The sequence below is a fragment of the Microbacterium awajiense genome (assembly GCF_039536545.1).
Lineage (GTDB): Bacteria > Actinomycetota > Actinomycetes > Actinomycetales > Microbacteriaceae > Microbacterium > Microbacterium awajiense.
Map to the genome: position 1 here is coordinate 635,179 of NZ_BAAAYU010000001.1, position 23,098 is coordinate 658,276.

Sequence of the window (23,098 nt, forward strand, 5' to 3'; positions counted from 1 at the left end):
CGCGCTCAGGGCACCGGATACACGTGCGTCGCGTGCCGACGCGGTTCGTCCCTGACGACGTGGCGTTCCTCCTGCCGCGCCCAGCGCTCCCAGTGCGGTGCGTAGAGGTCACCGTCGCGATCGAGCGCGCGACGCTTGCGCGACGGCTCGGGCGAGTCCAGCCAGACCCGGAGGTCGGCGAGCGGGGCGGTCGAGCCGTCGACGATGCCCGAGCCTTCCACGATGAGCGGAAGGCCGGGGTCGACGGCGTGCGCCTCAGCCGGCGCCTCCGTCTCCCAGTCCCATCGCTGCCACACGCCGATCAGCCCACGCGCGTGCGGCTTCAGGATCTGCTCCCGCGCCGTCTCGACACCGGCATCCAGCCCGTCCCACCCGGGGTACAGCGCGTCCAGAGCGACGACCTGCACCCGGCCGCGCAACGGCCAGCGGCGCACGAGCTCGCGTGCGAGACTCGTCTTTCCCGCGCCGCTGCGACCGTCCAGCAGCACGACCGGGTTTCCCGCGCCGAGACCGGGGAGCGCGGCGACGATGCCGTCCGCGGCAGCCGCGATCGAATCGGCGACGGGATCGCGGCTACTTCTTGAGGATGCGGATGACACGGCTGAGCGCGCGGCCGGCGACCCACACGAACGGAATCGCGACCGCCAGCAGAGCGACGATGTTGGGCTCGAAGCGCAGGTCGTCACCGCGGCGCACATAGGCACCCACCGGGATCGCGTAGCCGCCCCCGCCCCCGCCGCCGTTGCCCGAGTCATCCTCGCCGCCGCCGAAGCCCGACCACGTCACCGCGACCGGCACGAGGCGGACGCCGTCGACGTCCTGCTGCTCGCCGTACGCGCTCGTGACGCCGAACGTGGATGCCTGCTTGCCGAGTTCCAGTGCGATGTTGGGCATGGTGCCACGCTACCCCGCCGACGCGGATGTTCCCAGAGTCAGTCACGCGGCGGGAGGGGCTTCGAGGGCAATGCCCCGCCAGCGCGCGATCGCCCGATCAGCGCGGCCCGCGTCACGGCGCCCGCACCGAACCGCGCCGCCGCACCATCGACGGCCGAGTCGACCTGGCGCCACTCGGCGTCGTCGTCCCACAGTGCGGTCACCGACGATCCGGCGGGACGCAGGTTCTCGGCGCGCACACCGACCAGGCGCACCGGCATGCGCAGGTCGAGGGCGTCGAACAGATCGAGGGCCGCGTCGCCGACCCGTTGACTGACGGCAGTGGGCTCCGCGAGCGTCTGGGATCGTGTGATGGTCGCGAAGTCGGCGAAGCGCACCTTGATCGCGACGGTCGACGCCTCCCACCCGTGTGCGCGCAGCCGTGCACCGACACGGTCGGCGAGTCGTCGGAGCTCGGCGCGCAGGATCTCGGGCGCGGCGATGTCGGTGTGGAAGGTCTCTTCGTGACCGACGCTCTTCTCGACCCGCTGGGTGTGCACCTCTCGTTCGTCGATCCCGCGGGCCAGATGCCAGATGCGGTCGCCCATCGCCGGCCCCAGCGCACGGTCGAGCACCGGCCTCGGGGTCTCGCGCACATCGGCGACCGTGCGGATGCCGCGCGCTTCCAGCGACTCGGCGGCCTTCGGCCCGATGCCCCACAGCGCACGCACGGGGCGCGGTGCCAGGAACGCCTCGGTGTCGGACGCCGCCACGATGAGAAGGCCGTCCGGCTTGCTGATCGTCGAGGCCATCTTGGCGACGTGCTTGGTCGCCGCCGCGCCGATGCTGCAGGTCAGACCCGTCTCGTCGCGGACCCGACGCCGCAGATCGCGCGCGATCCTTCCCGGACTCCCCCACAGCCGGCCGGCGCCGCGCACGTCGAGGAACGCCTCGTCGATGGAGAGCGGTTCGACCAGCGGCGTGACGTCACGGAAGAGCGCCATGACCTTCGCAGACTCCTCGAGGAACCGTCCGAACTCGGGAGCGACCACGATCGCGGAGGGACACAGGCGCAGCGCTTGCCCGACCGGCATCGCCGACCGCACGCCGAACCGGCGGGCTTCGTACGAGGCGCTCGAGACGACACTCCGACCCTCGGGTGCCCCGACGATGATCGGCTTGCCGCGCAACGACGGATCGTCGAGCTGGGCGACCGATGCATAGAACGCGTCCATGTCGACGTGCAGGATGCCCGCACCGGTGTCGTCCGCGCCGTCGGGCGAGACCAGACGTCCTGTGCCGTCCGTGCGTCCCATGCCGCCATTGTCCCCCGACCGACCGACAGTCGGCCGGGAGGAGAGCACCGCTAGGAGCCGGCCCGCTCGAGGATGAGTTCGCGCACGCGTGCGGCATCCGCCTGCCCGCGCATCGCCTTCATGACCGCGCCGATGATCGCGCCGGCTGCCTGCACCTTGCCGTCACGGATCTTCTCGAGCACGTCGGGCTGTGCCGCCAGCGCTTGGTCGATCGCCGCGATGAGCGCCGAATCGTCGGAGACCACGGCGAGCCCACGCGCATCTACGATCTCCTGGGGCGATCCCTCGCCCGCGATCATGCCCTCCAGAACCTGACGGGCGAGCTTGTCCGTCAGCGTCCCCTCATCGACCAGCGCCTGCAGCGCGGCGACATCGCCGGGAGACACGAGATCGGCGGGGTCGCGGTCGGTCGCGTTGGCGATGCGTGCGATCTCGCCCGTCCACCACTTCCGCGCGGCAGCAGGAGATGCGCCTTCGGCGATCGTCGCCTCGACCTCGCCGAGCACGCCGCCGTTGACGATGCCCTGGAAGTCGATGTCGCCGAATCCCCACTCCGCCTTCAGACGACGCCGATGTGCGGAGGGTGCCTCGGGAAGAGTCGCGCGCAGCTCGTCGATCAGCGCGAGCGACGGCTCGACGGGCAGCAGGTCGGGCTCGGGGAAGTAGCGGTAGTCGTCGGCATCCGACTTGGGTCGCCCGGGAGAGGTCGTGCCGGTGTCCTCGTGCCAGTGGCGCGTCTCCTGCACGATCGCTCCGCCTGCGGCGAGGATCGCCGCCTGGCGCTGGATCTCGTACCGCACCGCGCGCTCGACGGAGCGCATCGAGTTCACGTTCTTCGTCTCGGTTCGCGTGCCGAGCTTCTCCTGCCCGCGCGGTCGCAGCGACACGTTGGCGTCGCACCGCAGATTGCCCCGTTCCATGCGGGCCTCGGAGATCCCGAGCGCGCGCACGATGTCGCGGATGGTCTGCACGTAGTACTTGGCGATCTCGGGTGCGCGATGCTCTGCGCCGAAGATCGGCTTGGTGACGATCTCGACCAGCGGCACCCCCGCACGGTTGTAGTCGACGAGCGAGTACTCCGCACCCTGGATGCGTCCGGTCGACCCTCCCACGTGCGTCAGCTTGCCGGCGTCTTCCTCCATGTGGGCGCGCTCGATCGGCACATCGACGATGGTGCCGTCCGACAATTCGACCTCGACACGGCCCTCGAAGGCGATCGGCTCGTCGTACTGCGAGATCTGGTAGTTCTTGCCGAGGTCGGGGTAGAAGTAGTTCTTGCGCGCGAACCGGCTCGACGGCGCGATCTCGCACCCGAGAGCGAGACCCAGGCTGATCGATGACCTGATCGCCTCACCGTTGACGACGGGCAGCGAACCGGGCAGTCCCATGTCCACCGGAGCGACGAGCGTGTTCGGTGCGGCGTCGTGGTGATCACGGTGCGCGGGGTTCGGCGCGGCCGAGAACATCTTCGTGTTCGTGTTCAGCTCGACGTGGACCTCGAAGCCGAGCACCGGCTCGAACATCTCGAGGGCGCGGTCGAAGTCCATCAATGCGTCGGCGGCCATCAGCGACCCCCTCCCCTCACCGGGGCGCGGTCCAGCAGCGGCCCGCCCCATTCGTCGACCAGGAGCGCCTCGAGCGCGGCGCCGACACGATAGAGGCGCGCGTCTTCGCGCGCGGGCGCGAGGAACTGGATGCCCACCGGCAGCCCGTCCTCGTCGGCGAGGCCCGACGGGATGGAGATGCCCGGGACGCCCGCGAGGTTCGCGGGAATCGTCGTGACGTCGTTGAGGTACATCTGCATCGGGTCGTCGAGCTGCTCTCCGAGGCGGAACGCCGTCGTCGGCGCGCTCGGAGTCGCGATCACATCCACGCGCGCGAACGCCTCAGCGAAGTCACGCTGGATGAGCGTGCGCACCTTCTGGGCCGATCCGTAGTATGCGTCGTAGTAACCGGCGCTCAGCGCGTAGGTGCCGAGGATGATGCGACGCTTGACCTCATCGCCGAAGCCCGCCTCGCGCGTGGCGGCCATGACGTCCTCGACGGTGCCACCGGCCACGTCAACGCGCAGGCCGAAGCGCACCGAGTCGAACTTGGCGAGATTGCTGGACGCCTCCGCGGGCAGGATCAGGTAGTAGGCGGCGACGCCGTACTCGAAGTGCGGTGCGCTCACCTCGACGATCTCGGCACCGTGCGCTTCGAGGGTCGCCAGGGCGGCACGGAACGACGCGGACACACCCGCCTGGAATCCGTCGTCGCCGAGCTCGCGGATGACACCCACCTTCAGCCCACGCAGCACCTCGCCGGATGCGCCCTCGCGCGCGGCCGCGGCGAACGACGGCCACCGGTCTGGCAGCGACGTGGAGTCGTGCGGATCGTGCCCGCCGATGACGTCATGCAGCAGACCGGCGTCGAGCACGGTGCGGGTGACGGGACCGACCTGGTCGAGACTCGAGGCCAGCGCGATCGCGCCGTAGCGGCTCACGGCGCCGTAGGTGGGCTTCAGACCGACCGTGCCCGTCACGTGGGCCGGCTGGCGGATCGATCCGCCGGTGTCCGAGCCGAGCGCGAGCGGAGCCTGGAAGGCCGCGACTGCCGCCGCCGAGCCACCGCCTGAGCCACCGGGGATCCGATCCAGATCCCACGGGTTGCGCGTCGGACCGTACGCGGAGTGCTCGGTCGATGATCCCATGGCGAACTCGTCCATGTTGGTCTTGCCGAGCGGAACCAGACCCGCGGCGCGGGCACGCGCCACGACGGTCGCGTCGTACGGTGACATGTAGCCCTCGAGGATGCGCGAGCCGCTCGTCGACGGCATGTCGGTCGTGACCAGCACGTCCTTGACCGCGAGCGGCACGCCGGCCAACGGACCGAGGGGGTCACCGGCCGCGCGCCGCCGGTCGATGTCGGCGGCGACGTCGAGCGCATCGCGGTTGACGTGGAGGAAGGCGTGGATGTCGCCGTCCGTGTCCTCGATGCGGTCGAGGTGGGCGCGCGTGGCGTCGACGCTGGAGACCTCGCCGGCGGCGAGGAGATCGGCGAGCGCAGCGGCGCTCAGCTTCGTGAGGTCGGTCACGGGCGGCCCTTACTGCTCTTCGCCGAGGATGGCGGTCACGCGGAAACGGCCGTCGGCGGCGTCCGGCGCGTTCTGCAGGACCTGCTCGGGCGACAGGCGCTCGGTCTCGTCGTCGGCGCGGAAGACGTTGCTCATCGCGATCGGGTGACTGGTGGCCGCGACCTCGGGCGTGGCGACCTGGGACACCTTCGCGATGTTGTCGACGATCACGTCCAGCTGGCCGGTGAGTCGCTGCACCTCCTCGTCGTCGAGCTGGATCCGGGCGAGCACACCGAGATGGCGCACGAGTTCGGGGGTGATTTCAGACACGTCCCCATTCTAGGCGGGCGGTGCCGCGCCCCAGCCGTCATGGCCGGCCGCGTAGGCTGTGCGGCGTGACCGCGTACGACCCGCCCCGTCCCTGGATCGCAAGCTACCCCGAGGGGGTGCCCGACGACCTCGCCCCCGTCGAAGGCTCCCTCGTCGACATCGTCTCGGCATCGGCGCGGGACTATCCCGACGCACCGGCGCTGCAGTTCTTCGGCCGCACCACGACGTACCGACAGCTCGAGGCGCAGATCGCCCGTGCCGCCGCAGGGCTGCGCGAACTCGGCGTCGGCGCAGGGGATCCGGTCGCCATCGTGCTGCCCAACTGCCCGCAGCACATCGTCGCCTTCTACGCGATCCTGCGCCTGGGGGCGGTCGTGGTCGAGCACAATCCGCTCTACACGCCGCGCGAGCTGCGAAAGCAGTTCGAGGACCACGGCGCCAAGCACGCGATCGTGTGGTCGAAGGTGGTGCGAACCGTGCAGGAGTTCCCGGCCGACCTGCGCGTCGACACGCTCGTGTCGATCGACATCACCAAGGCGATGCCACTGGGCACGCGGCTCGCGCTGACGTTGCCGATCGCCAAAGCGCGCGAGGCCCGCGAATCGCTGCACGAGAAGGTGTCGGGCACCGTGCGGTGGGAGGACGTGCTGCGCTCGGATCCGCTGCCGGCCACCTTCCCCGCGCCCGATACCGACGACCTCGCCCTGATCCAGTACACGAGCGGGACGACCGGCACCCCCAAAGGCGCGTCACTGACCCATCGGAACCTGCTCTCCAACGCCGCGCAGGCCAGGGCGTGGGTTCCGGCCATCACCCGTGGTGACGGATGCGTCGTCTACGCCGTGCTGCCGATGTTCCACGCCTACGGACTGACGCTGTGCCTCACCTTCGCGATGTCGATGGGTGCGCGGCTGGTGCTGTTCCCGCGTTTCGACCCCGACATGGTGCTCGAGGTCACCCGGAAGCATCCGGCCACCTTCCTGCCGCTCGTGCCGCCGATCGCCGACCGACTGCTGAAGGCCGCGAACGAGAAGGGCGTCTCCCTGGTCGGCACCGAAGTCGCGATCTCGGGCGCGATGGCGCTGCCGCATGAGCTGGTCGTCCCGTTCGAAGCGGCATCCGGCGGGTACCTCGTCGAGGGATACGGGCTGTCGGAGTGCTCGCCGGTGCTGATGGCGAACCCCGTTGCGGACAACCGCGTCGCGGGCACGATCGGTCTGCCGTTGCCCGGTACGGAGTGCCGCGTCGTCGATCCCGACGATCCGACCGAGGACGTTCCCGCCGGCGCGCCGGGCGAGCTCGTTGTGCGCGGGCCTCAGGTGTTCGGCGGCTACTACGGCAAACCGGAGGAGACCGAAGCGGTGTTCACGGACGGCTGGTTCCGCACCGGCGACATCGTGACGATCGACGAGCGCGGCTTCGTGCGCATCGTCGACCGGATCAAGGAGCTCATCATCACCGGCGGCTTCAATGTCGCGCCGACCGAGGTGGAGAACGCGTTGCGGCAGCATCCCGACGTCGAGGACGCCGCCGTGGTCGGTCTGCCCAGCGACCACTCGGGCGAGGAGGTGGTCGCGGCGATCGTGCTGGCGGAGGACGTCGATGACGTGGACGTCGAGGACGTCCGCGAGTTCGCCCGCGGCATCCTGACCCCGTACAAGGTGCCGCGCCGCGTGTTCGTCGTCGATGAGCTGCCCAAGTCGCTGATCGGCAAGGTGCTGCGGCGCCAGGTCCGCGACAAGCTCGTCGCGCTGACCTCCGGGGACTGAGCTCGCTCGGCGAGCAGAATGCGTCGAGAGAGCGTCGTCAGATGATGACCGTCGCGGTCGGAGTGTCAGCCGCCTGAGGTGACGCGGCCCACCAACCGACGGCGATCGGCGCGACCGTCGCGTTCGGCGTCGACGAGTCCCGCGCGGGGATCCGGAATTGGAGTGTCGGCGTCGAGCCCGACGACACGAGCACGCCGACCCACGTGAAGGTGTAGGTCGTCCCCGCCGCCGTCGCGGAGACCGCCGACGCCGTCCACCCGGCACCGCTGACGGACACCTGCCCGATGTCCGCCGTCATCGGGGCGGGTGCGGGGAACGTCAGCTTGAGCTCGAGCGCGAGCACCTGGGTCTGGCTCGCCTGCCACACGTTCTGGATCTGTGTCTTGCCTCGCGCGCCTGAAAAGATGTCCTGGGTCCACGGTGGCTGGGGCAGACTCACGACATCGATCACCCGTTGGACGGTCGTGTTGTTGTAGACGATCTGCGCCTCGCCGCGCGAGGCCGCGTACGCAGGCACCGGTGCCGCGAGCGCGATCGCGGGAACGGTCCACGCGGCCGCCTTCAGCGCGGATCTGCGCGATGGATTCCGCCTCTGACACTGCTCTGGCTCGCTTGCCATCTGTTCCCCCACATCGGATACGCCAGCCGCCAGCGTAGCCGTGATTCGTCTCGCGACCTGCACTCAGTTGTCGCCGAGAGCCGCCGGACCCTCGGTCACGAGCACGTGGAACTGTGCGGCATCGAGGATGCGCACACCGAGCTCTTCCGCCTTGTCGAGCTTCGAGCCGGCGCCCGGGCCGGCGGCGACGAAGTCGGTCTTCTTCGAGACGCTCGATGCCGCCTTTCCGCCCGCGCGGATGATGGCGTCCTTCGCGCCCTCTCGCGTGTAGCCGTCGAGGCTGCCGGTCGCGACGACCGTGAGGCCATCGAGCACACCCCCCGCAGCCACCGCCGCCCCGGGTCCTGGATGCCCGGGAGTGGCGAGTTGCGCACCGGCAGCCTGCCATCGCTCGACGATCTCGCGGTGCCAGTCGACCTCGAACCAGTCGAGCAGCGAATCGGCGATGATGCCGCCGACGCCCTCGACCGCGGCGAGCTCGTCGCGGTCGGCAGCGCGGATCGCCTCGACCGAACCGAACCATTGCGCCAGCGCACGGGCCGCGACCGGTCCGACGTGCCGGATGTTGAACGAGACGAGGAACCGCCACAGCTCCTTGGTCTTGGCGAGCTCCAGATTGGCGAGCAGCTCCTCTGCCGACTTCGACAGGATCGCCGACTCATCACCGTCGAACGGCCCCTCGGGGTCGAACGCACGGTCGGTCTTCCTGCGCTGCCGACGGAACGGCGACCGCGTGTCGGGCGTGCCGTCCTCGAGCAGTCGCGCCAACCCGGTCTCGGCATCGCGAACGACCACGTCGATGCCGAAGAGATCCTCTGCGGTCAGCTCGAACAGAGCTGCTTCGGTGACCAGAGGCGGGACATCCGGACGGACGGGCTGGGTCAGTGCGGCAGCCGACACCTCGCCGAGACCCTCGATGTCGAGCCCGCCTCGCGATCCGATGTGCTCGACGCGACCGCGCACCTGCGCCGGACACGACCGCGCGTTGGGACAGCGCAGGTCGATGTCACCCTCCTTGGCCGGCGCGAGGGGGAAACCGCACTCGGGGCAGTGCTGCGGCATGACGAACGCACGCTCGGTGCCGTCTCGCAGCTCGACGACGGGACCGAGCACCTCGGGGATCACGTCACCCGCTTTGCGCAGCACGACGGTGTCGCCGATGAGCACTCCCTTGGCCTTGACGACGTCCTGGTTGTGAAGCGTGGCCTGCCGCACGACCGACCCCGCGACCCGCGTGGGCTCCATCACGGCGAACGGGGTCGCGCGACCCGTGCGCCCGACAGACACGACGATGTCGAGCAGCTTGGTGTTCACCTGCTCAGGCGGATACTTGTAGGCGATCGCCCATCGCGGCGCGCGACTGGTCGCCCCCAGCTCATCGTGCAGGGCGAGCTCGTCGACCTTCACGACGATGCCGTCGATCTCGTGCTCGACGTCGTGGCGATGTTCGCCGTAATGACGGATGAAGTCATCGGCGCCGGCGCCCGAGTCGACCACACGGAAGTACGGACTCGTCGGAAGCCCCCATGCGTGCAGCAGGCCGTAGACCTCGCTCTGCGTCTCGACCGGCGGATCGACCCATGCTCCGATGCCGTGGACGGTGAGCCGCAGCCGCGACAGCCGCTCGTCCATCGCGCGCAGCTGCCGTTCGTTCTTGCCCTCGCTCTTCTGGCGCAGCGAGCCCGATGCCGCGTTGCGCGGATTGGCGAACAGGCGGTCGCCGTGCTCCTGCTGGAACGCGTTGAGCGAAGCGAAGTCCGCAACGGTGAAGAACACCTCGCCGCGCACTTCCACGAGGTCGGGATGACCGGAGCCTTCGAGCACATGGGGGATCCCCGCGATCCGCAGCACGTTCTCGGTCACGTCCTCGCCGACACGGCCATCGCCGCGCGTGGCCGCGGTCACCAGTCTTCCGCGTTCATAGCGCAGCGAGAGGGCGAGCCCGTCGATCTTGAGCTCGCACAGGTAGTGCGGCGCGCGGCCCGCATCGCGCTCGACCCGCGCCGTCCAGGCGAGGAACTCGTCGTCGCTGAACACGTTGTCCAGACTCAGCATCCGCTCGGCGTGCTCGACCGGTGCGAACAGCGTCCCCGAGGCGGCGCCGACGGTGAGGGTCGGCGAGTCCTGTCCCTGCACCTCGGGATGCAGCCGCTCCAGCGCCTCGAGGCGATGCATCCATCCGTCGTACGTCGCATCGTCGACGACCTCGGCGTCGGCGCCGTAGTACGCGTCGCGTGCCGCGAGGATCCGTTCGGTGAGCCGCTGCGCCTCGGAGCGGGCGTCGTCGAGACTCAGCGCCTCGAGGTCGTCGGTCGATTCGACTGCTGCCACCACGTCAGTCTAGAAGCGGCATGCGACACCGCCAGACGGTCAGACGCCGACGGGAACGGCCGAGACGGTGCGGTCGATCGTGAACTGGCCGATGACGCGCGTGCCGTCGTAGAGCACCGCCGTCTGACCCGGAGCCACCCCGTCGAACGGCTCGTTCGGACGAACGGTGACGACCCCGTCGCTCAGCGTCGCATCGGCGGGTACCGGGTCGGCGTGCGCGCGGATCTGCACGTCGCACACGAACGCACCCTCCGCCGGTGCGCGCCCTGCCCACGTATGACGCTGCCCCGCGATCTCGGCCGTCGCGAGCGCCTCCTTCGGCCCGACGACGACGGTGTTCGACACGGGTCGCACTTCGAGGACGAAGCGCGGCTTGCCGTCCGGCGCCGGGACGCCCAGCGACAGCCCCCGCCGCTGACCCACCGTGAACGCGTGCGCACCCTCGTGGGTTCCGACGACCGCGCCCGAGCGGTCGACGACCTCGCCGTGCTGCGCGCCCACCTTCTCGGCCAGCCAGCCGCGAGTGTCACCGTCGGGGATGAAGCAGATGTCGTGGCTGTCGGGCTTGCTCGCAACGGTGAAACCGCGCTGCTCGGCCTCGGCGCGCACGAGCGCCTTCGACGGCGTCGCCCCGAGCGGAAAGAGCGTGTGCGCGAGCTGCTCCGCCGTGAGGACACCCAGCACGTACGACTGGTCCTTCGCGGCATCCGAGGCCCGGTGCAGCTCGCGGCCGTCGGGCGTGTCGACGAGACTCGCGTAGTGACCGGTGCAGACCGCGTCGAAACCCAGCTCGATCGCGCGCTCGAGCAAGGCGGCGAACTTGATCTTCTCGTTGCACCGCATGCACGGGTTGGGTGTGCGGCCGGCCCGGTACTCGGCGACGAAGTCGTCGATGACATCGTCGCGGAACCGCTCGGAGAAGTCCCACACGTAGAAGGGGATGCCCAGGCGGTCGGCGACGCGCCGGGCATCCATGGCGTCCTCGATCGTGCAGCATCCGCGGCTGCCGGTGCGCAGCGTGCCGCCCGCGCGGGAGAGCGCCAGGTGCACGCCGACGACGTCGTGACCCGCGTCGACCGCGCGCGCCGCGGCCACCGCGGAGTCGACTCCGCCGCTCATCGCCGCCAGAACACGCATGCACACGATTCTACGAGCGCGCGCCTGGACGGCGCCCGGACGCCGCGCGCGCCCTCTCGACCGCGGGTCCGATCGCCGCGACGGCCGCGTCGACGTCTGCTGTCGTCGACGTGCGTCCCAGCGTGATCCGGAGCACCTGCGACGCTTCCCGTGTCGATCGACCCATCGCCAGCACCACATGCGACGGCTCGGCCACGCCCGCCTGACACGCCGACCCGGTCGACACCGCGATCCCCGCGGTGTCGAGCAGGAACAGCAGCGTCTCCCCCCGCGCGCCGGGGAAGAGGAGGTGAGCGTTGCCCGGCAGCCGGTCGGCAGGGTCTCCGAGCAGCTCGGCGTCGGGCACGGCCGCGCGCACTCCGGCGACGAGCCTGTCGCGCAGGGTGGCGACGCGGACGCTCTCGGCCGCGCGCTCCGACTCGGCCAGCTCCGCCGCCACCGCGAACGCCGCGGCCCCGGCGACGTCCTGCGTACCCGACCGCAGCCCGCGCTGCTGCCCGCCGCCATGGAGCACCGCCTGCAATTCGGCGTCGCGCGAGACGACGAGTGCTCCGACCCCGGCGGGGCCGCCGACCTTGTGAGACGAGACGCTCAGCGCCACCAGTCCTGCGGATCCCGATGCCGCACCCCGCAGCGTGCGGAACGACAGTGGCAGGTGCCCCAACGCGCCCACCGCGTCGACGTGCGCCGGAACGCCGGCCTCGGCGGCAGCCGCGACGGCCTCGGCGAACGGCTGCACCGTACCCACCTCGTTGTTCGCCGCCAGCAGGGTTGCCGCGACCACCCCGGGCCGCGCGAGCGCCGCCGTCCACGCCTCGAGGTCCATTCGCCCGACGCCGTCGAGGGGCACCGCGCGCACCTCGGCCCGTCCGGCCCGCTCGAGCCACGCGAGCGTGTCGACCGTGGCGTGGTGCTCGCCGTCGGGAACGACGACGCCGTGGCCGCGGGCGCCCGCTGCCGCGAGCATCCCCTGCAGCGCCAGGTTCACCGACTCGGTGCCGCCCGAGGTCAGAACGATCTCGATCGGATCGCAATCGAGCACGCCGGCCAACCGCTCGCGCGCGTCTTCGAGCAATCGCCGCGCGGTGCGCCCAGGACCGTGGATCGATGAGGGGTTGCCGAGCGACGCGGAGGCCTCCAGCCACGCGTCACGGGCCTGGGACCGCAGCGGCTCGGTGGCGGCGTTGTCGAGATAGACCGTCATCGCACCCCCTGCCGTCACGAGTCGGTCCGCGGCGTCACTACTCTAGAGCGCATGCCCAGCGCTCCCACCCCCGTCCTGGCGGGACTGCATGATCCGGCTCTCGACGGACTCGGGGTCAGCCTGGGGGTCGACGGTGGCACGATCCGAGTCTGGTCGGGCGCGGCCGACGCGATGGAACTCGTCGTGTTCGACGATGCCGACCTCGACTGGGCCGTCGAGACCCTGCCGATGCAGCAAGTCGGCGGCGGGGTCTGGCAGGCGACGAGCCCGCTGCTGCGGGCGGGAACCCGCTACGCCGTGCGGGTGGACGGACCGCACGGCGCGGGCAACACCTTCAATCGCGGGTCGCTCCTGGTCGAACCGTACTCACGAGGACTCGCCGGCGATGGTATCTCGGACTGGCGGTCGGTCGTCGTCGACGGTGGCTTCGACTGGGGCGGCGTCGCCAAGCCTGCCGTCCCACTCGACCGCACGGTGCTCTACGAGGGCCATGTCAAAGGCATGACCAAGCGGCATCCCGGGGTTCCCCCCGCCCTGCACGGCACCTACGCGGGTCTGGCGCACCCCGCCATGATCGAGCACTTCCTCGACCTCGGCGTCACCAGCATCGAGCTGCTGCCCGTCCACGCGTTCGCGAGCGAGCCGAGGCTGCTCCAGCTGGGACTGACCAACTACTGGGGCTACAACACCGTGAACTTCTTCACGCCGCACGCCCCGTACGCCACCGAAGCCAGTCGGCGCGAGGGTCCCGCGGCCGTCCTGCGCGAGTTCAAGGGCATGGTGCGGCTCCTGCACGAGGCGGGCCTGGAGGTCATCCTCGACGTCGTCTACAACCACACCGCGGAAGCCGAGATCGGCGGCCCGCGGACGAGCCTGCGCGGTCTCGACAACCGGGCGTACTACCGTCAGACGGCCGACGGCACCTACATCGACGTGACCGGGTGCGGCAACGCGGTGAACACGACGTCGGATGCCGCAGCCCGGCTCGTGCTCGACTCTCTGCGCTATTGGGCGCGAGACGTCCAGGTCGACGGCTTCCGCTTCGACCTCGCCGCGACGCTCGGCCGTGACGGCGAGCACACCTTCGACCCCGAGCATCCGCTGCTGCGCGCCATCATCGACGATCCCGAACTCGCCGACGTCAAGAAGATCGCCGAGCCCTGGGACGTGGGAATGGGCGGCTGGCAGACCGGCAACTTCGGGGACGGGTGGCTGGAGTGGAACGACCGTTATCGCGACCGGGTCCGCAACTTCTGGCTGAGCGACGTGGACTACGCCCGCCGCGCCGGGGTCTCGCCCGTGGGCATCGGCGGCTTCGCGACGCGTCTGGCCGGATCGTCCAACACGTTCTCGGAGGAGCGCGGTCCGCTGGCGGGGGTGAACTTCGTGACCGCCCACGACGGCTTCACGTTGCGCGACCTGGTCTCGTACGACGTGAAGCACAACCTCGGCAACGGCGAGCACAACCGGGACGGCGCCGACACCAACCGGTCCTTCAACCATGGCGCCGAGGGCCCCACCGACGACGAACGGATCCTGGCGACGCGTCGCCGGGCGATGCGGAATCTGCTCGGAACGCTGCTGCTGTCGGCCGGCGTGCCCATGCTGACCGCCGGCGATGAGTTCGCCCGGACGCAGCGCGGGAACAACAACGCCTACTGCCACGACTCGCCCCTCACCTGGCTGTCATGGGAGCACACGCCGAGCCAGCAGCAGCTGTACGCGCACGTCCGACGGCTCATCGCCCTGCGCGCGGCGAATCCGGCGCTGCGTCCGCGGCGGTTCGCCCGGCTCGGCGAGCGCACGCCGTCCGCGTCCGAAATGGAGTGGTACGACGAGCGCGGCCACACCATGTCCGGTCAGCGGTGGACCGATCCCACGCACCGCACGCTGCAGTACGTCGCGTCGTCGACCCCCGAGACCGAGGAGCCCAACCGCATCCTGCTCATCGTCCACGGCGACGAACGCCCGATCGACGTGACACTGCCCGTGCTCGAAGGCGTCCGCCGATACGTCCGGCTCTGGAGCAGCGAGGACGAGGAGCCGCTCTCCGACGAGACGATGCACCGTCCCGGAGAGATCCTGACCGCGGCGGGTACGACGATGCACCTGTACCGGGCCGAGTGAGTCGACGCGCGCGGCGCCTGTCGTCGCTTCCGGTCGCGCGATAGGTTCGAAACGTGGTCACGTCGTCTCGTTCCGCTTCCCGCCCCTGGCGCAGCGCGTCATCGATTCCGGTGCGCGATGCGCGGCCGTTCCAACCGGATCGCGACACCACGGCAACACGCATCCCGCTGTCGGAGCCGGCGCCGACCGTGCCTTTCGGCGCCTACCGCCCCAAGGCGTTCGCGGGCGAGGCGGTGCCGTTCCGCGTCACCGCGTTCCGTGAGGGCCACGACATCATCGGAGTGCACGTGCGGCTCACCGCGCCGTCGGGCGACGTCTCGCTGCACCGCCTGCGCGCGCTCGGTGATGGTCTCGACCACTGGCAGACACTGGTCGCCCCCCTCGAGGAGGGTGACTGGTCGTTCCGGTTCGAATCGTTCGCAGACGACTTCGCGACGTGGCAGCACGCCGCCGACCTGAAGATCGCAGCGGGCGTCGATGCGCCGCTCATGCGCGAAGCGGGTGCCCGGCTCTTCGAGCAGGCCGCCCGAGAGCGTTCGCGCCCCGTCGCGCACAAGCGCACTCTGAAGGGCGCCGCCGAGGCGCTGCGCGATGAGACGGTGCCGGATGCCGCGGCCCTCGACATCGTGCGCGACGACGCGATCGCCCACGGGTTCGCCGAGCGGCCGCTGATGTCGCTGGTGACGATCGGCGAGCAGCAGACGCTTCGCGTCGAGCGCGAGCGAGCCGGGGTGGGCGCGTGGTACGAGTTCTTCCCGAGGTCGGAGGGGGCGCGTCGACTCAAGGACGGCACCATCCGCCCCGGCACCTTCCGCAGCGCGATCAAGCGGCTGCCCGCCGTCGCCGAGATGGGCTTCCAGGTGCTCTACCTGCCGCCCATCCACCCGATCGGCCGGCGCAACCGCAAGGGTCGCAACAACACCCTCGATGCCCGCCCGGAGGATCCCGGGTCGCCGTGGGCGATCGGCTCGGCCGAAGGCGGCCATGACACCGTGCACCCGGATCTCGGTTCGATGGCCGACTTCCGCGCCTTCGTCCGCGCCGCCCGTGACGCCGGGATCGAGGTCGCACTCGACCTCGCCCTGCAGGCCGCCCCCGACCATCCGTGGGTGGCCGAGCATCCCGAGTGGTTCACGACCCTGCCCGACGGCTCGATCGCCTACGCCGAGAACCCGCCGAAGAAGTACCAGGACATCTATCCGGTCAACTTCGACAACGACCCCGAAGGCATCCGCGCCGAGGTGCTGCGCATCGTGCTGCTGTGGATCTCGCAAGGGGTGAAGATCTTCCGGGTGGACAACCCGCACACCAAGCCGCTCCAGTTCTGGGAGTGGTTGATCCGCACGGTGAACGCGGCGCACCCCGAGGTCGTCTTCCTGGCCGAGGCCTTCACGCGCCCCGCGCCGCTGCTGTCGCTCGCGGCCGCGGGCTTCCAGCAGAGCTACTCCTACTTCACGTGGCGCAACACCAAGGCGCAGCTCGAGGAGTTCCTCGCATGGATCTCGGGCGACATCGCCGACTACATGCGTCCGAACCTCTTCGTCAACACGCCCGACATCCTCACCGAGTACCTGCAGTTCGGCGGCCGGCCCGCCTACCGTGTCCGGGCCGCCCTCGCAGCGACGGCAGGCGGCTCGTACGGGGTCTACGCAGGGTACGAGCTGTACGAGAACGTCGCCCGGCCGGGGTCGGAAGAGAACATCGACAACGAGAAGTACGAGTACAAGGTGCGCGACTGGGCCGGCGCGATCGAGCGCGGCGACTCCCTCGCTCCGTTCCTCACACGCCTCAACGAGATCCGCGCCGCGCACCCCGCTCTGCGGCAGCTGCGCAATCTCGCGATCCACTGGAGCGACGACGACGCCATCCTCGTCTACTCGAAGCACCTCGACGCGGCGTTGTCGCCGACGGGCCGCAACGACACCATCATCGTGGTGGCCAACGTCGACCCGCACTCGGTGCGCGAGACGATGGTGCACCTCGACACGCGCATCTGGGGCGTGGAACCGGGTACGCCCTTCGAGGTGCGCGATCTGGTCACGGGGGCGGAGTGGACCTGGTCGGATCACAACTTCGTCCGCCTCGACTCCTTCCACGAGCCCGTCCACATCCTGCACGTCAAGGAGTCGCAATGACGCATCCGCCCGACACCCTGCTCGACACCGTCGCGGCCGGTGCCCATCACGACCCGCACGGCGTGCTCGGCATCCACGAGGGCACCGACCGCGAGGGCGCGGTCGAGTGGACCGTCCGTGCCCGTCGTCCGCTCGCCAAGAGCGTCACCGCCGTGTTCTCAGACGGCACCCGCGTTCCCCTCGAGCACGTGCGATCGGGGATCTGGGAGGGCACGCGCGGCGGCGAGCCCGGCGCCTACGAACTCGTCACGACCTACGACGACGGCCCCGACTACGTCGCCGACGATCCCTACCGGCACTCGCCGACCGTCGGCGAGCTCGATCTGCACCTGATCACCGAGGGACGCCACGAGCAGCTGTGGAACGTGCTCGGCTCGCATGTGCGCGAGCACGGCGGATCGCACGGCACGTCGTTCGCCGTGTGGGCGCCGAATGCGCGCGCGGTCCGCGTGATCGGAGACTTCAACGGCTGGGACGGCCAGGCCCACGCGCTGCGATCGATGGGTGCCAGCGGCGTCTGGGAGCTGTTCGTGCCGGGACTCGGCGCCGGTACCGCGTACAAGTATCAGCTGCTCACGCGAGGCGGAGAATGGGTCGTGAAGGCCGACCCGATGGCGCGGGAGGCCGAGGTGCCCCCGGCCACCGCGTCGATCGTGACCGAGTCCGCGTACACGTGGTCGGACCGCGCGTGGATGAGCCGGAGGGCCGCGAGCACGCCGGTATCGCAGCCGATGTCGGCCTACGAGCTGCACCTCGGCTCGTGGCGCCCGGGGCTCTCCTACCGCGAGGCCGCCGATCAGCTCGTCGATTACGTGAGCGCCCAGGGATTCACCCACGTCGAGTTCATGCCGCTCGCCGAGCATCCGTTCGGCGGGTCGTGGGGGTACCAGGTGACCGGCTACTACGCCCCGACGAGCCGATTCGGACATCCCGACGACCTCAGGTATCTCATCGACCGACTGCATCAGGCCGACATCGGCGTGATCATGGACTGGGTGCCGGGCCACTTCCCCAAGGACGAGTTCGCCCTTGCGAAGTTCGACGGCGAGCCGCTCTACGAGCATCCCGACCCACGCCGCGGCGAGCACCGGGATTGGGGAACGTACATCTTCGACTACGGCCGCAACGAGGTGCGCAACTTCCTCGTGGCCAACGCGCTGTACTGGCTCGAGGAATTCCATGTCGACGGGCTGCGCGTCGACGCCGTCGCCTCGATGCTGTACCTCGACTACTCGCGCGAAGAGGGTGAGTGGGCGCCCAACGTGCACGGCGGCCGCGAGAACCTCGAGGCGATCCGCTTCCTGCAGGAGGTGAACGCCACCGCCTACAAGCGGTATCCGGGCATCGCGATGATCGCTGAGGAGTCGACGAGCTTCCCCGGCGTCACCGCACCCACAGACCGGGCCGGCCTCGGCTTCGGCTTCAAGTGGAACATGGGCTGGATGAACGACTCCCTGCAGTACATCAAGCGTGACCCGATGTACCGCTCACACCACGAGGGCGAACTGTCGTTCTCGTTCGTGTACGCCTTCAGCGAGAACTACGTGCTGCCCATCAGCCATGACGAGGTCGTGCACGGCAAGGGGAGCCTCTTCGGACGCATGCCCGGCGACCACTGGCAGAAGCTGGCGAACATGCGCGCCTTCCTCGCCTACATGTGGGGGCACCCCGGCAAGCAGCTCCTGTTCATGGGCCAGGAGTTCGGGCAGATGTCGGAGTGGTCCGAGGCGCGCAGCCTCGACTGGTGGCTGCTCGACCAGCCCTCGCACGCGCAGCTGCAGTCCTTCGTCGCCGCGATGAACGGGGTGTATCGTGCGCACTCGGCGCTCTGGGCCCGAGATGCCGACGGCCGGGCGTTCACGCGCCTGGGCGCACCCACGTGGAATCCGAACGTCATCGCGATGACCCGTCGCGACTGGCACGGCAACACCGTCGTCGTGGTCGCGAACTTCTCCGGCGTCCCCCTGCACGGGTACGAACTGGATCTGCCCGAGAAGGGCGTCTGGCAGGAGATCCTCAACACGGATGCCACCGACTACGGCGGCTCGGGAGTCGGCAACTTCGGCTCGGTCCTCGCGAACGAATCCGGACGGTCCACTCTCGTGCTGCCCCCGCTGGGCGTGCTCTGGCTCGCCCACGACCGCGCGGCGTCGGCCCGCTAGCTCAACCTGACTGCCAGGTTCAGCTAGCTCGCGGGGGGTGGGGCGCGTCAGAACAGAAGCGATGCGAGCCGCCCGCGAGCGGCGAGCACGCGGGGGTCGGCGTCGCCGATGAGGCCGAACAGCTCGAGCAGCCGCTCGCGCACCGGAGCCCGCTCGTCCGAGGGCAGCGCTTGGAACAGATCGAGCAGGCGCGCGAACGCATCCTCGACGTGCCCCCCGGCGACGTCGAGGTCGGCGACGGCGAACTGGGCGTCGACGTCCGTGGGCGCGGCAGCGGCGGCATCCCGGGCCGCCTGCAGATCGGCGTCTTTGACACGCTCGAGAAGGCGCACCTGCGCGAGGCCCGCTCTCGCGTCTTCGTCGCGGGGGTTCTCGGCGATGGCGCGCTCGTAGGCGGCGATCGCCGTCGGGTAGTCGCCGGCCTCGATCGCCGCGAACGCCTCGGCGTGGTGCGGCGGCAGCGGCGGCTCGGTCGACTCGTCCTCGGCAGGCGCGTCGTCGGACGGGCCGACCGGCACGGTGCCGGTCACACCGTTCTGCGCCGCGAGCTGCAGCAGCTGCGCGAAGACCTCGCGGATCTGCTGCTCGGGAACGGCGCCGGTGAACAGCGGAACCGGCTGCCCCGCCACCAGCGCGACGACCATCGGAATCGACTGCGCGCGGAACGCCTGCGAGAGCTGCGGGTTCGCGTCGACGTCGACCTTGGCGAGCACGAGACGACCCTCGAGTTCGCGGACGACCTTCTCGAGCGCGGGGCTCAGCTGCTTGCACGGCCCGCACCACTCCGCCCACAGGTCGACGACGACGGGCACGGTGCGCGACAGCTCGAGGACCGTCGGGAACGACTCGTCCGTCGCGTCGAAGACCAGCGGCGCCCCTGCACCGTCCGCGGTCGCGCCAGGTGTCGGCGCCGACTCGGCAGGGCGGTTGCGCAGCGAAGACAGGTCGACGGCGCCGCGCAGCGTGGCGGGGAGGGTGGGGTCGGTCACTTGATCACCTTCGCACTGAGGATGTCGGACGAGTAGCCGAGCAGGCGGATCTTCTCGGTGGATCCCTGCCCCGGCACGTAGAAGAAGAGCTGGTCGCCGAACGTCGTCGTGAATCCGCTCGCGGACTCCTCGGCGCCGGAGAGCGTCTTCGCGGTCGGATTGCCCGACAGCTTGATGACGGCGTCCTCGTTCGTCGGCTTCACCGTGTCGATCTCGTTCATGCTCACGGCGACGATCGCGCCGCTTTCGAGCGTGGCCAGCGCCACCGGGTCGTAGGCGCCCGCCGCCGACGAGAAGCTCAGGCTTCCGGTCTTCGAGCCGGTCTCGTTGAACTCCTCGAGACGACGCTTCCGGTCGGCCTCCACGCTCGCGCGGAACTCGTCGCCCTCAGCCTCGAACATGGCGGCGTACTCGCTGTCCTCGCCGTTGTCGAGTACGTCGGCGTAGGCAGCCGCGACCTCTTCCGGCGGCATGATGAGGAACGGCGAGTCGGGCGCGACGCCGGTCGCGCCGATGTACCACGGGGCCAAGGCGGGCATCGCCGTGTCGGCTTCGAGGTTCCCCTGATAGGTGAGCTTGTACTCCGACCACGGATCCTGCTGGGTCATCACCATGATCGACGACGTCTTCGCCTCGCTGTCGTCGACGACGGCCATCACCGTGCGCGGCCAGCCGTCGAACGCCTGCGGGAGGGTGATCTCAAGCGGGTCGGTCAGCACCGGCGCCGGTGCGGCGTAGTCGTCGATGGCACCGCGAAGCTTGTAGTTGGTCGCGCGCGCCGCGAGCATCGCTCCGTCGAGCCGTGTGGCCGCGAGGTCGCCGTCGCGCGCCTCGTCGGCCTCGGCGACGACCGCGGCGATGCGGTCGAGGATGCGCTCGGCCTGCGCTTTGGTCACCGCCGGCGCCTGCTGACCCTCGGGTGCGACGACGGTCTCAGTCGGGGTGGGGGTCGGGGATGCCGCGAACTGCGGCCAGGCGTCGGATGTGCAGCCGGTGAACAGCAGCGCCGAGACCGCGACGGCGGGCACGACGATGAAACCTCGACGACCGCCGCTGAGCGCGCGCCGGGTGGGAGCTGCGCTGATGACGCCCTTGTCCTCGCCTTCGACGCTCAGGTCGATCGGCTCGGTCGGCGGCACGGGCAGGCCCTTGCGACGCGGGCCGCGCGAGCGACGGACGTGGCGGAACCCCAGGATGTAGAGGAAGACCCCTACGGCCATGAGGATGCCTCCTCCGACGATCAGCGGTCCCGCCCACGGGGTCGCGTTCGTGATCGGCCAGGTGACGGTGACCCGCGACGGCGCCGCTGCGGTGCCGTCGGTGGCGACCAGGACGCTCATGTCGTCGGGCAGCTGCAGCGGCGCGATGAGGATGTCGCTCTGCTGGAACTCGTCGAGCCACAGGTCGGAGCCGACGGGGCTGCGACCTTCGACGACCTCGTCGTCGCTCGCATCGTCTGCGGCGTCCGCGTTCTCATCGCCCTCCGCAGGCTCGTCCGGCACGATCTCGGGCTCGACGTACGCGGTGTCGAGAACACCCTCGCCTGCGGCCGTCACGCGATTGTAGGAAGCATCCGACAGCCACGCCTCGACATCCATCGTGCGTCCGTAGGCGGCGAAGATCTCGCCCTCGCCCTGGGCGCGCAGCGTCTGCGTTCCGGGCAGGCTGTTGAGTACGGCTCCGTCGATCAGCAGGTACGGCGCGTCCTGCTCCGTCGAGATCTCGACCGTCTCGCTGCGGGGTCCCTGGAAGACCGTCCGCTGGGCGATGCCCGCACCGATCATCAATGCGGCCAGCACGAACGCAGCCACAGCCCACACGAAACGCAACGAAACACCTCTCCTGGCCCGCCCGATTGATGCGGCGAGCCGACGACTCGACGTTTCAGACTAGCGAAGAACACCTGAAAGGCGCCCGGGAGGCGCCATTGCGCAGATCGAGAGGTGGCAATGCGTATCCTGACCTGAACGGCACACATCAGGAGTCGCATGAAGATCCACAACCCGTTCCGGGTCGCGTTCGTCGCCACGCTCGGTGTGGGTCTGGGCATCCTCGTGATCACGAGTGTCCAGACGCTGTCGACGATCCTGCTGTACGTCGGGACGGCGCTGTTCCTCTCGCTCGGTCTCGACCCGATCATCTCGTGGCTGGAGCGGCGTCGGCTGCCGCGCTGGGCGGCCGTGCTGATCACGATCCTCGCGCTGCTGGCGGCGTTCGCGGGCATCATCCTGATGGTGGTGCCCATCATCGTCGGGCAGGTGACACAGCTGGTCACGACCATCCAGGAGCTCGTCGAGGACGGGACGTGGGACCCGGTGAGCGAGCTGCGCGATTGGCTCCACGCGACCTTCCCGCTCCTGGACGTCGAGCAGCTCTTCGCGTACCTCCAGGAATGGGTCGACTCCCTCGACCTCGGGGCGATCGGCGGCAGCCTGATCGCGATCGGCGGCTCGATCCTCGCGGGACTCGGCGGAGCATTCATCGTGCTCATCCTCACGATCTACTTCACCGCGTCGACCACATCGCTCAAGAAGGCCATCTACCAGATGGTTCCCGCCTCGAAGCGTCCGCGGTTCATCGACCTCTCGGAGCAGATCACCGACTCGGTGGGCTTCTACGTCATCGGCCAGGTCAGCCTGGGTGTGATCAACGGCGTACTCAGCGCGATCTTCCTCACGATCATCCAGGCGCCGTTCCCCGCGGTCCTCGCGGTCATCGCGTTCTTCTTCTCGCTGATCCCGCTGGTGGGAACCCTCACCGGCTCGACGATCATCGTGCTGACCTGTCTGATCCCGGGGCTCGGCTCGCCGACGACCGCGCTCATCGCCGCGATCTACTACCTGGTGTACATGCAGATCGAGGCGTACGTCATCTCGCCGCGCATCATGGGTCGCGCGGTCTCGGTGCCGGGCGCCGTCATCGTGATCGCCGCCCTCGCCGGTGGTTCGCTGCTCGGCCTGCTGGGCGCCCTCGTCGCCATCCCGGTGGCAGCCAGCGTGCTGATCATCTACCGCCAGGTGCTGATCCCCCGTCAGAACGAGAGGTGATCAC

Annotated in this window: 17 protein-coding genes; 5 read left to right on the forward strand and 12 right to left on the reverse strand. The window is 69.8% G+C overall.

Translation table 11 applies throughout. The annotated features are described in order from the left end of the window. Positions 1-5: 5 nt before the first annotated feature. From ABD663_RS03205 to gatC, 6 genes are read right to left on the reverse strand one after another with little or no spacing between them, the layout of a single operon-like run. Positions 6-599: a nucleoside/nucleotide kinase family protein gene (locus ABD663_RS03205; protein WP_344736407.1), complete on the reverse strand. Its 594-nt coding sequence runs from the start codon at positions 597-599 to the stop codon at positions 6-8. Then, positions 574-894, reverse strand: coding sequence for a hypothetical protein (locus ABD663_RS03210; protein WP_344736408.1), 321 nt, complete (start codon positions 892-894; stop codon positions 574-576). The genes ABD663_RS03205 and ABD663_RS03210 overlap by 26 nt, the downstream gene beginning before the upstream one ends. A 38-nt stretch (positions 895-932) precedes the next feature. After that, the gene (gene dinB, locus ABD663_RS03215; protein WP_344736409.1) at positions 933-2,189 is read right to left on the reverse strand and encodes a DNA polymerase IV; all 1,257 of its coding nucleotides are present in this window, start codon (positions 2,187-2,189) and stop codon (positions 933-935) included. 50 nt (positions 2,190-2,239) lie between these two features. Next, entirely contained in the window at positions 2,240-3,754 is a 1,515-nt protein-coding gene (gatB, locus tag ABD663_RS03220) for an Asp-tRNA(Asn)/Glu-tRNA(Gln) amidotransferase subunit GatB (protein WP_344736410.1), read from the reverse strand. Then, complete coding sequence (gene gatA, locus ABD663_RS03225; RefSeq protein WP_344736411.1) at positions 3,754-5,265, reverse strand: Asp-tRNA(Asn)/Glu-tRNA(Gln) amidotransferase subunit GatA; 1,512 nt, start codon at positions 5,263-5,265, stop codon at positions 3,754-3,756. The genes gatB and gatA overlap by 1 nt, the downstream gene beginning before the upstream one ends. A 9-nt stretch (positions 5,266-5,274) precedes the next feature. Then, entirely contained in the window at positions 5,275-5,574 is a 300-nt protein-coding gene (gene gatC / locus ABD663_RS03230; protein WP_344736412.1) for an Asp-tRNA(Asn)/Glu-tRNA(Gln) amidotransferase subunit GatC, read from the reverse strand. A gap of 65 nt (positions 5,575-5,639) precedes the next feature. Between gatC and ABD663_RS03235 the strand changes: the two genes are divergently transcribed. Continuing rightward, positions 5,640-7,343, forward strand: a complete 1,704-nt coding sequence (locus ABD663_RS03235) for a long-chain-fatty-acid--CoA ligase (protein ID WP_344736413.1) — start codon at positions 5,640-5,642, stop codon at positions 7,341-7,343. A gap of 37 nt (positions 7,344-7,380) precedes the next feature. Here the strand turns inward: ABD663_RS03235 and ABD663_RS03240 are convergent, their stop codons facing one another. From ABD663_RS03240 to ABD663_RS03255, 4 genes are all read right to left on the reverse strand, one after another. After that, the gene (locus tag ABD663_RS03240) at positions 7,381-7,962 is read right to left on the reverse strand and encodes a hypothetical protein (protein WP_344736414.1); all 582 of its coding nucleotides are present in this window, start codon (positions 7,960-7,962) and stop codon (positions 7,381-7,383) included. 63 nt (positions 7,963-8,025) lie between these two features. Beyond that, positions 8,026-10,293, reverse strand: a complete 2,268-nt coding sequence (gene ligA, locus ABD663_RS03245) for an NAD-dependent DNA ligase LigA (protein ID WP_344736415.1) — start codon at positions 10,291-10,293, stop codon at positions 8,026-8,028. A gap of 39 nt (positions 10,294-10,332) precedes the next feature. After that, positions 10,333-11,430 (reverse strand): tRNA 2-thiouridine(34) synthase MnmA, encoded by a 1,098-nt coding sequence (gene mnmA / locus ABD663_RS03250; RefSeq protein WP_344736416.1) that lies wholly within the window; start codon positions 11,428-11,430, stop codon positions 10,333-10,335. 10 nt (positions 11,431-11,440) lie between these two features. After that, on the reverse strand, positions 11,441-12,634 hold the full coding sequence (locus ABD663_RS03255) for a cysteine desulfurase family protein (protein WP_344736417.1): 1,194 nt from the start codon (positions 12,632-12,634) through the stop codon (positions 11,441-11,443). 51 nt (positions 12,635-12,685) lie between these two features. Here ABD663_RS03255 and glgX point away from each other — a divergent pair, with 51 nt between their 5' ends. Genes glgX through glgB form a run of 3 tightly spaced genes read left to right on the forward strand, consistent with a single transcriptional unit; the run spans position 12,686 to position 19,058 of the window. Continuing rightward, the gene (gene glgX, locus ABD663_RS03260; protein ID WP_344736418.1) at positions 12,686-14,761 is read left to right on the forward strand and encodes a glycogen debranching protein GlgX; all 2,076 of its coding nucleotides are present in this window, start codon (positions 12,686-12,688) and stop codon (positions 14,759-14,761) included. A 53-nt stretch (positions 14,762-14,814) separates the two neighbouring features. Continuing rightward, complete coding sequence (locus ABD663_RS03265) at positions 14,815-16,896, forward strand: alpha-1,4-glucan--maltose-1-phosphate maltosyltransferase (RefSeq protein WP_425561748.1); 2,082 nt, start codon at positions 14,815-14,817, stop codon at positions 16,894-16,896. Beyond that, the gene (gene glgB, locus ABD663_RS03270; RefSeq protein ID WP_344736419.1) at positions 16,893-19,058 is read left to right on the forward strand and encodes a 1,4-alpha-glucan branching protein GlgB; all 2,166 of its coding nucleotides are present in this window, start codon (positions 16,893-16,895) and stop codon (positions 19,056-19,058) included. Before ABD663_RS03265 ends, glgB begins: the two co-directional genes overlap by 4 nt. Positions 19,059-19,105: 47 nt before the next feature. Here the strand turns inward: glgB and ABD663_RS03275 are convergent, their stop codons facing one another. After that, complete coding sequence (locus ABD663_RS03275; RefSeq protein ID WP_344736420.1) at positions 19,106-20,047, reverse strand: tetratricopeptide repeat protein; 942 nt, start codon at positions 20,045-20,047, stop codon at positions 19,106-19,108. Further along, a complete protein-coding gene (locus ABD663_RS03280; RefSeq protein ID WP_344736421.1) occupies positions 20,044-21,858 on the reverse strand; it encodes a DUF8094 domain-containing protein in 1,815 nt (604 codons plus the stop codon). Before ABD663_RS03280 ends, ABD663_RS03275 begins: the two co-directional genes overlap by 4 nt. A gap of 177 nt (positions 21,859-22,035) precedes the next feature. On the opposite strand from ABD663_RS03280, the gene ABD663_RS03285 reads away from it, so the two are divergent. Next, on the forward strand, positions 22,036-23,094 hold the full coding sequence (locus tag ABD663_RS03285; RefSeq protein WP_344736422.1) for an AI-2E family transporter: 1,059 nt from the start codon (positions 22,036-22,038) through the stop codon (positions 23,092-23,094). The last annotated feature ends 4 nt before the right edge of the window (positions 23,095-23,098 follow it).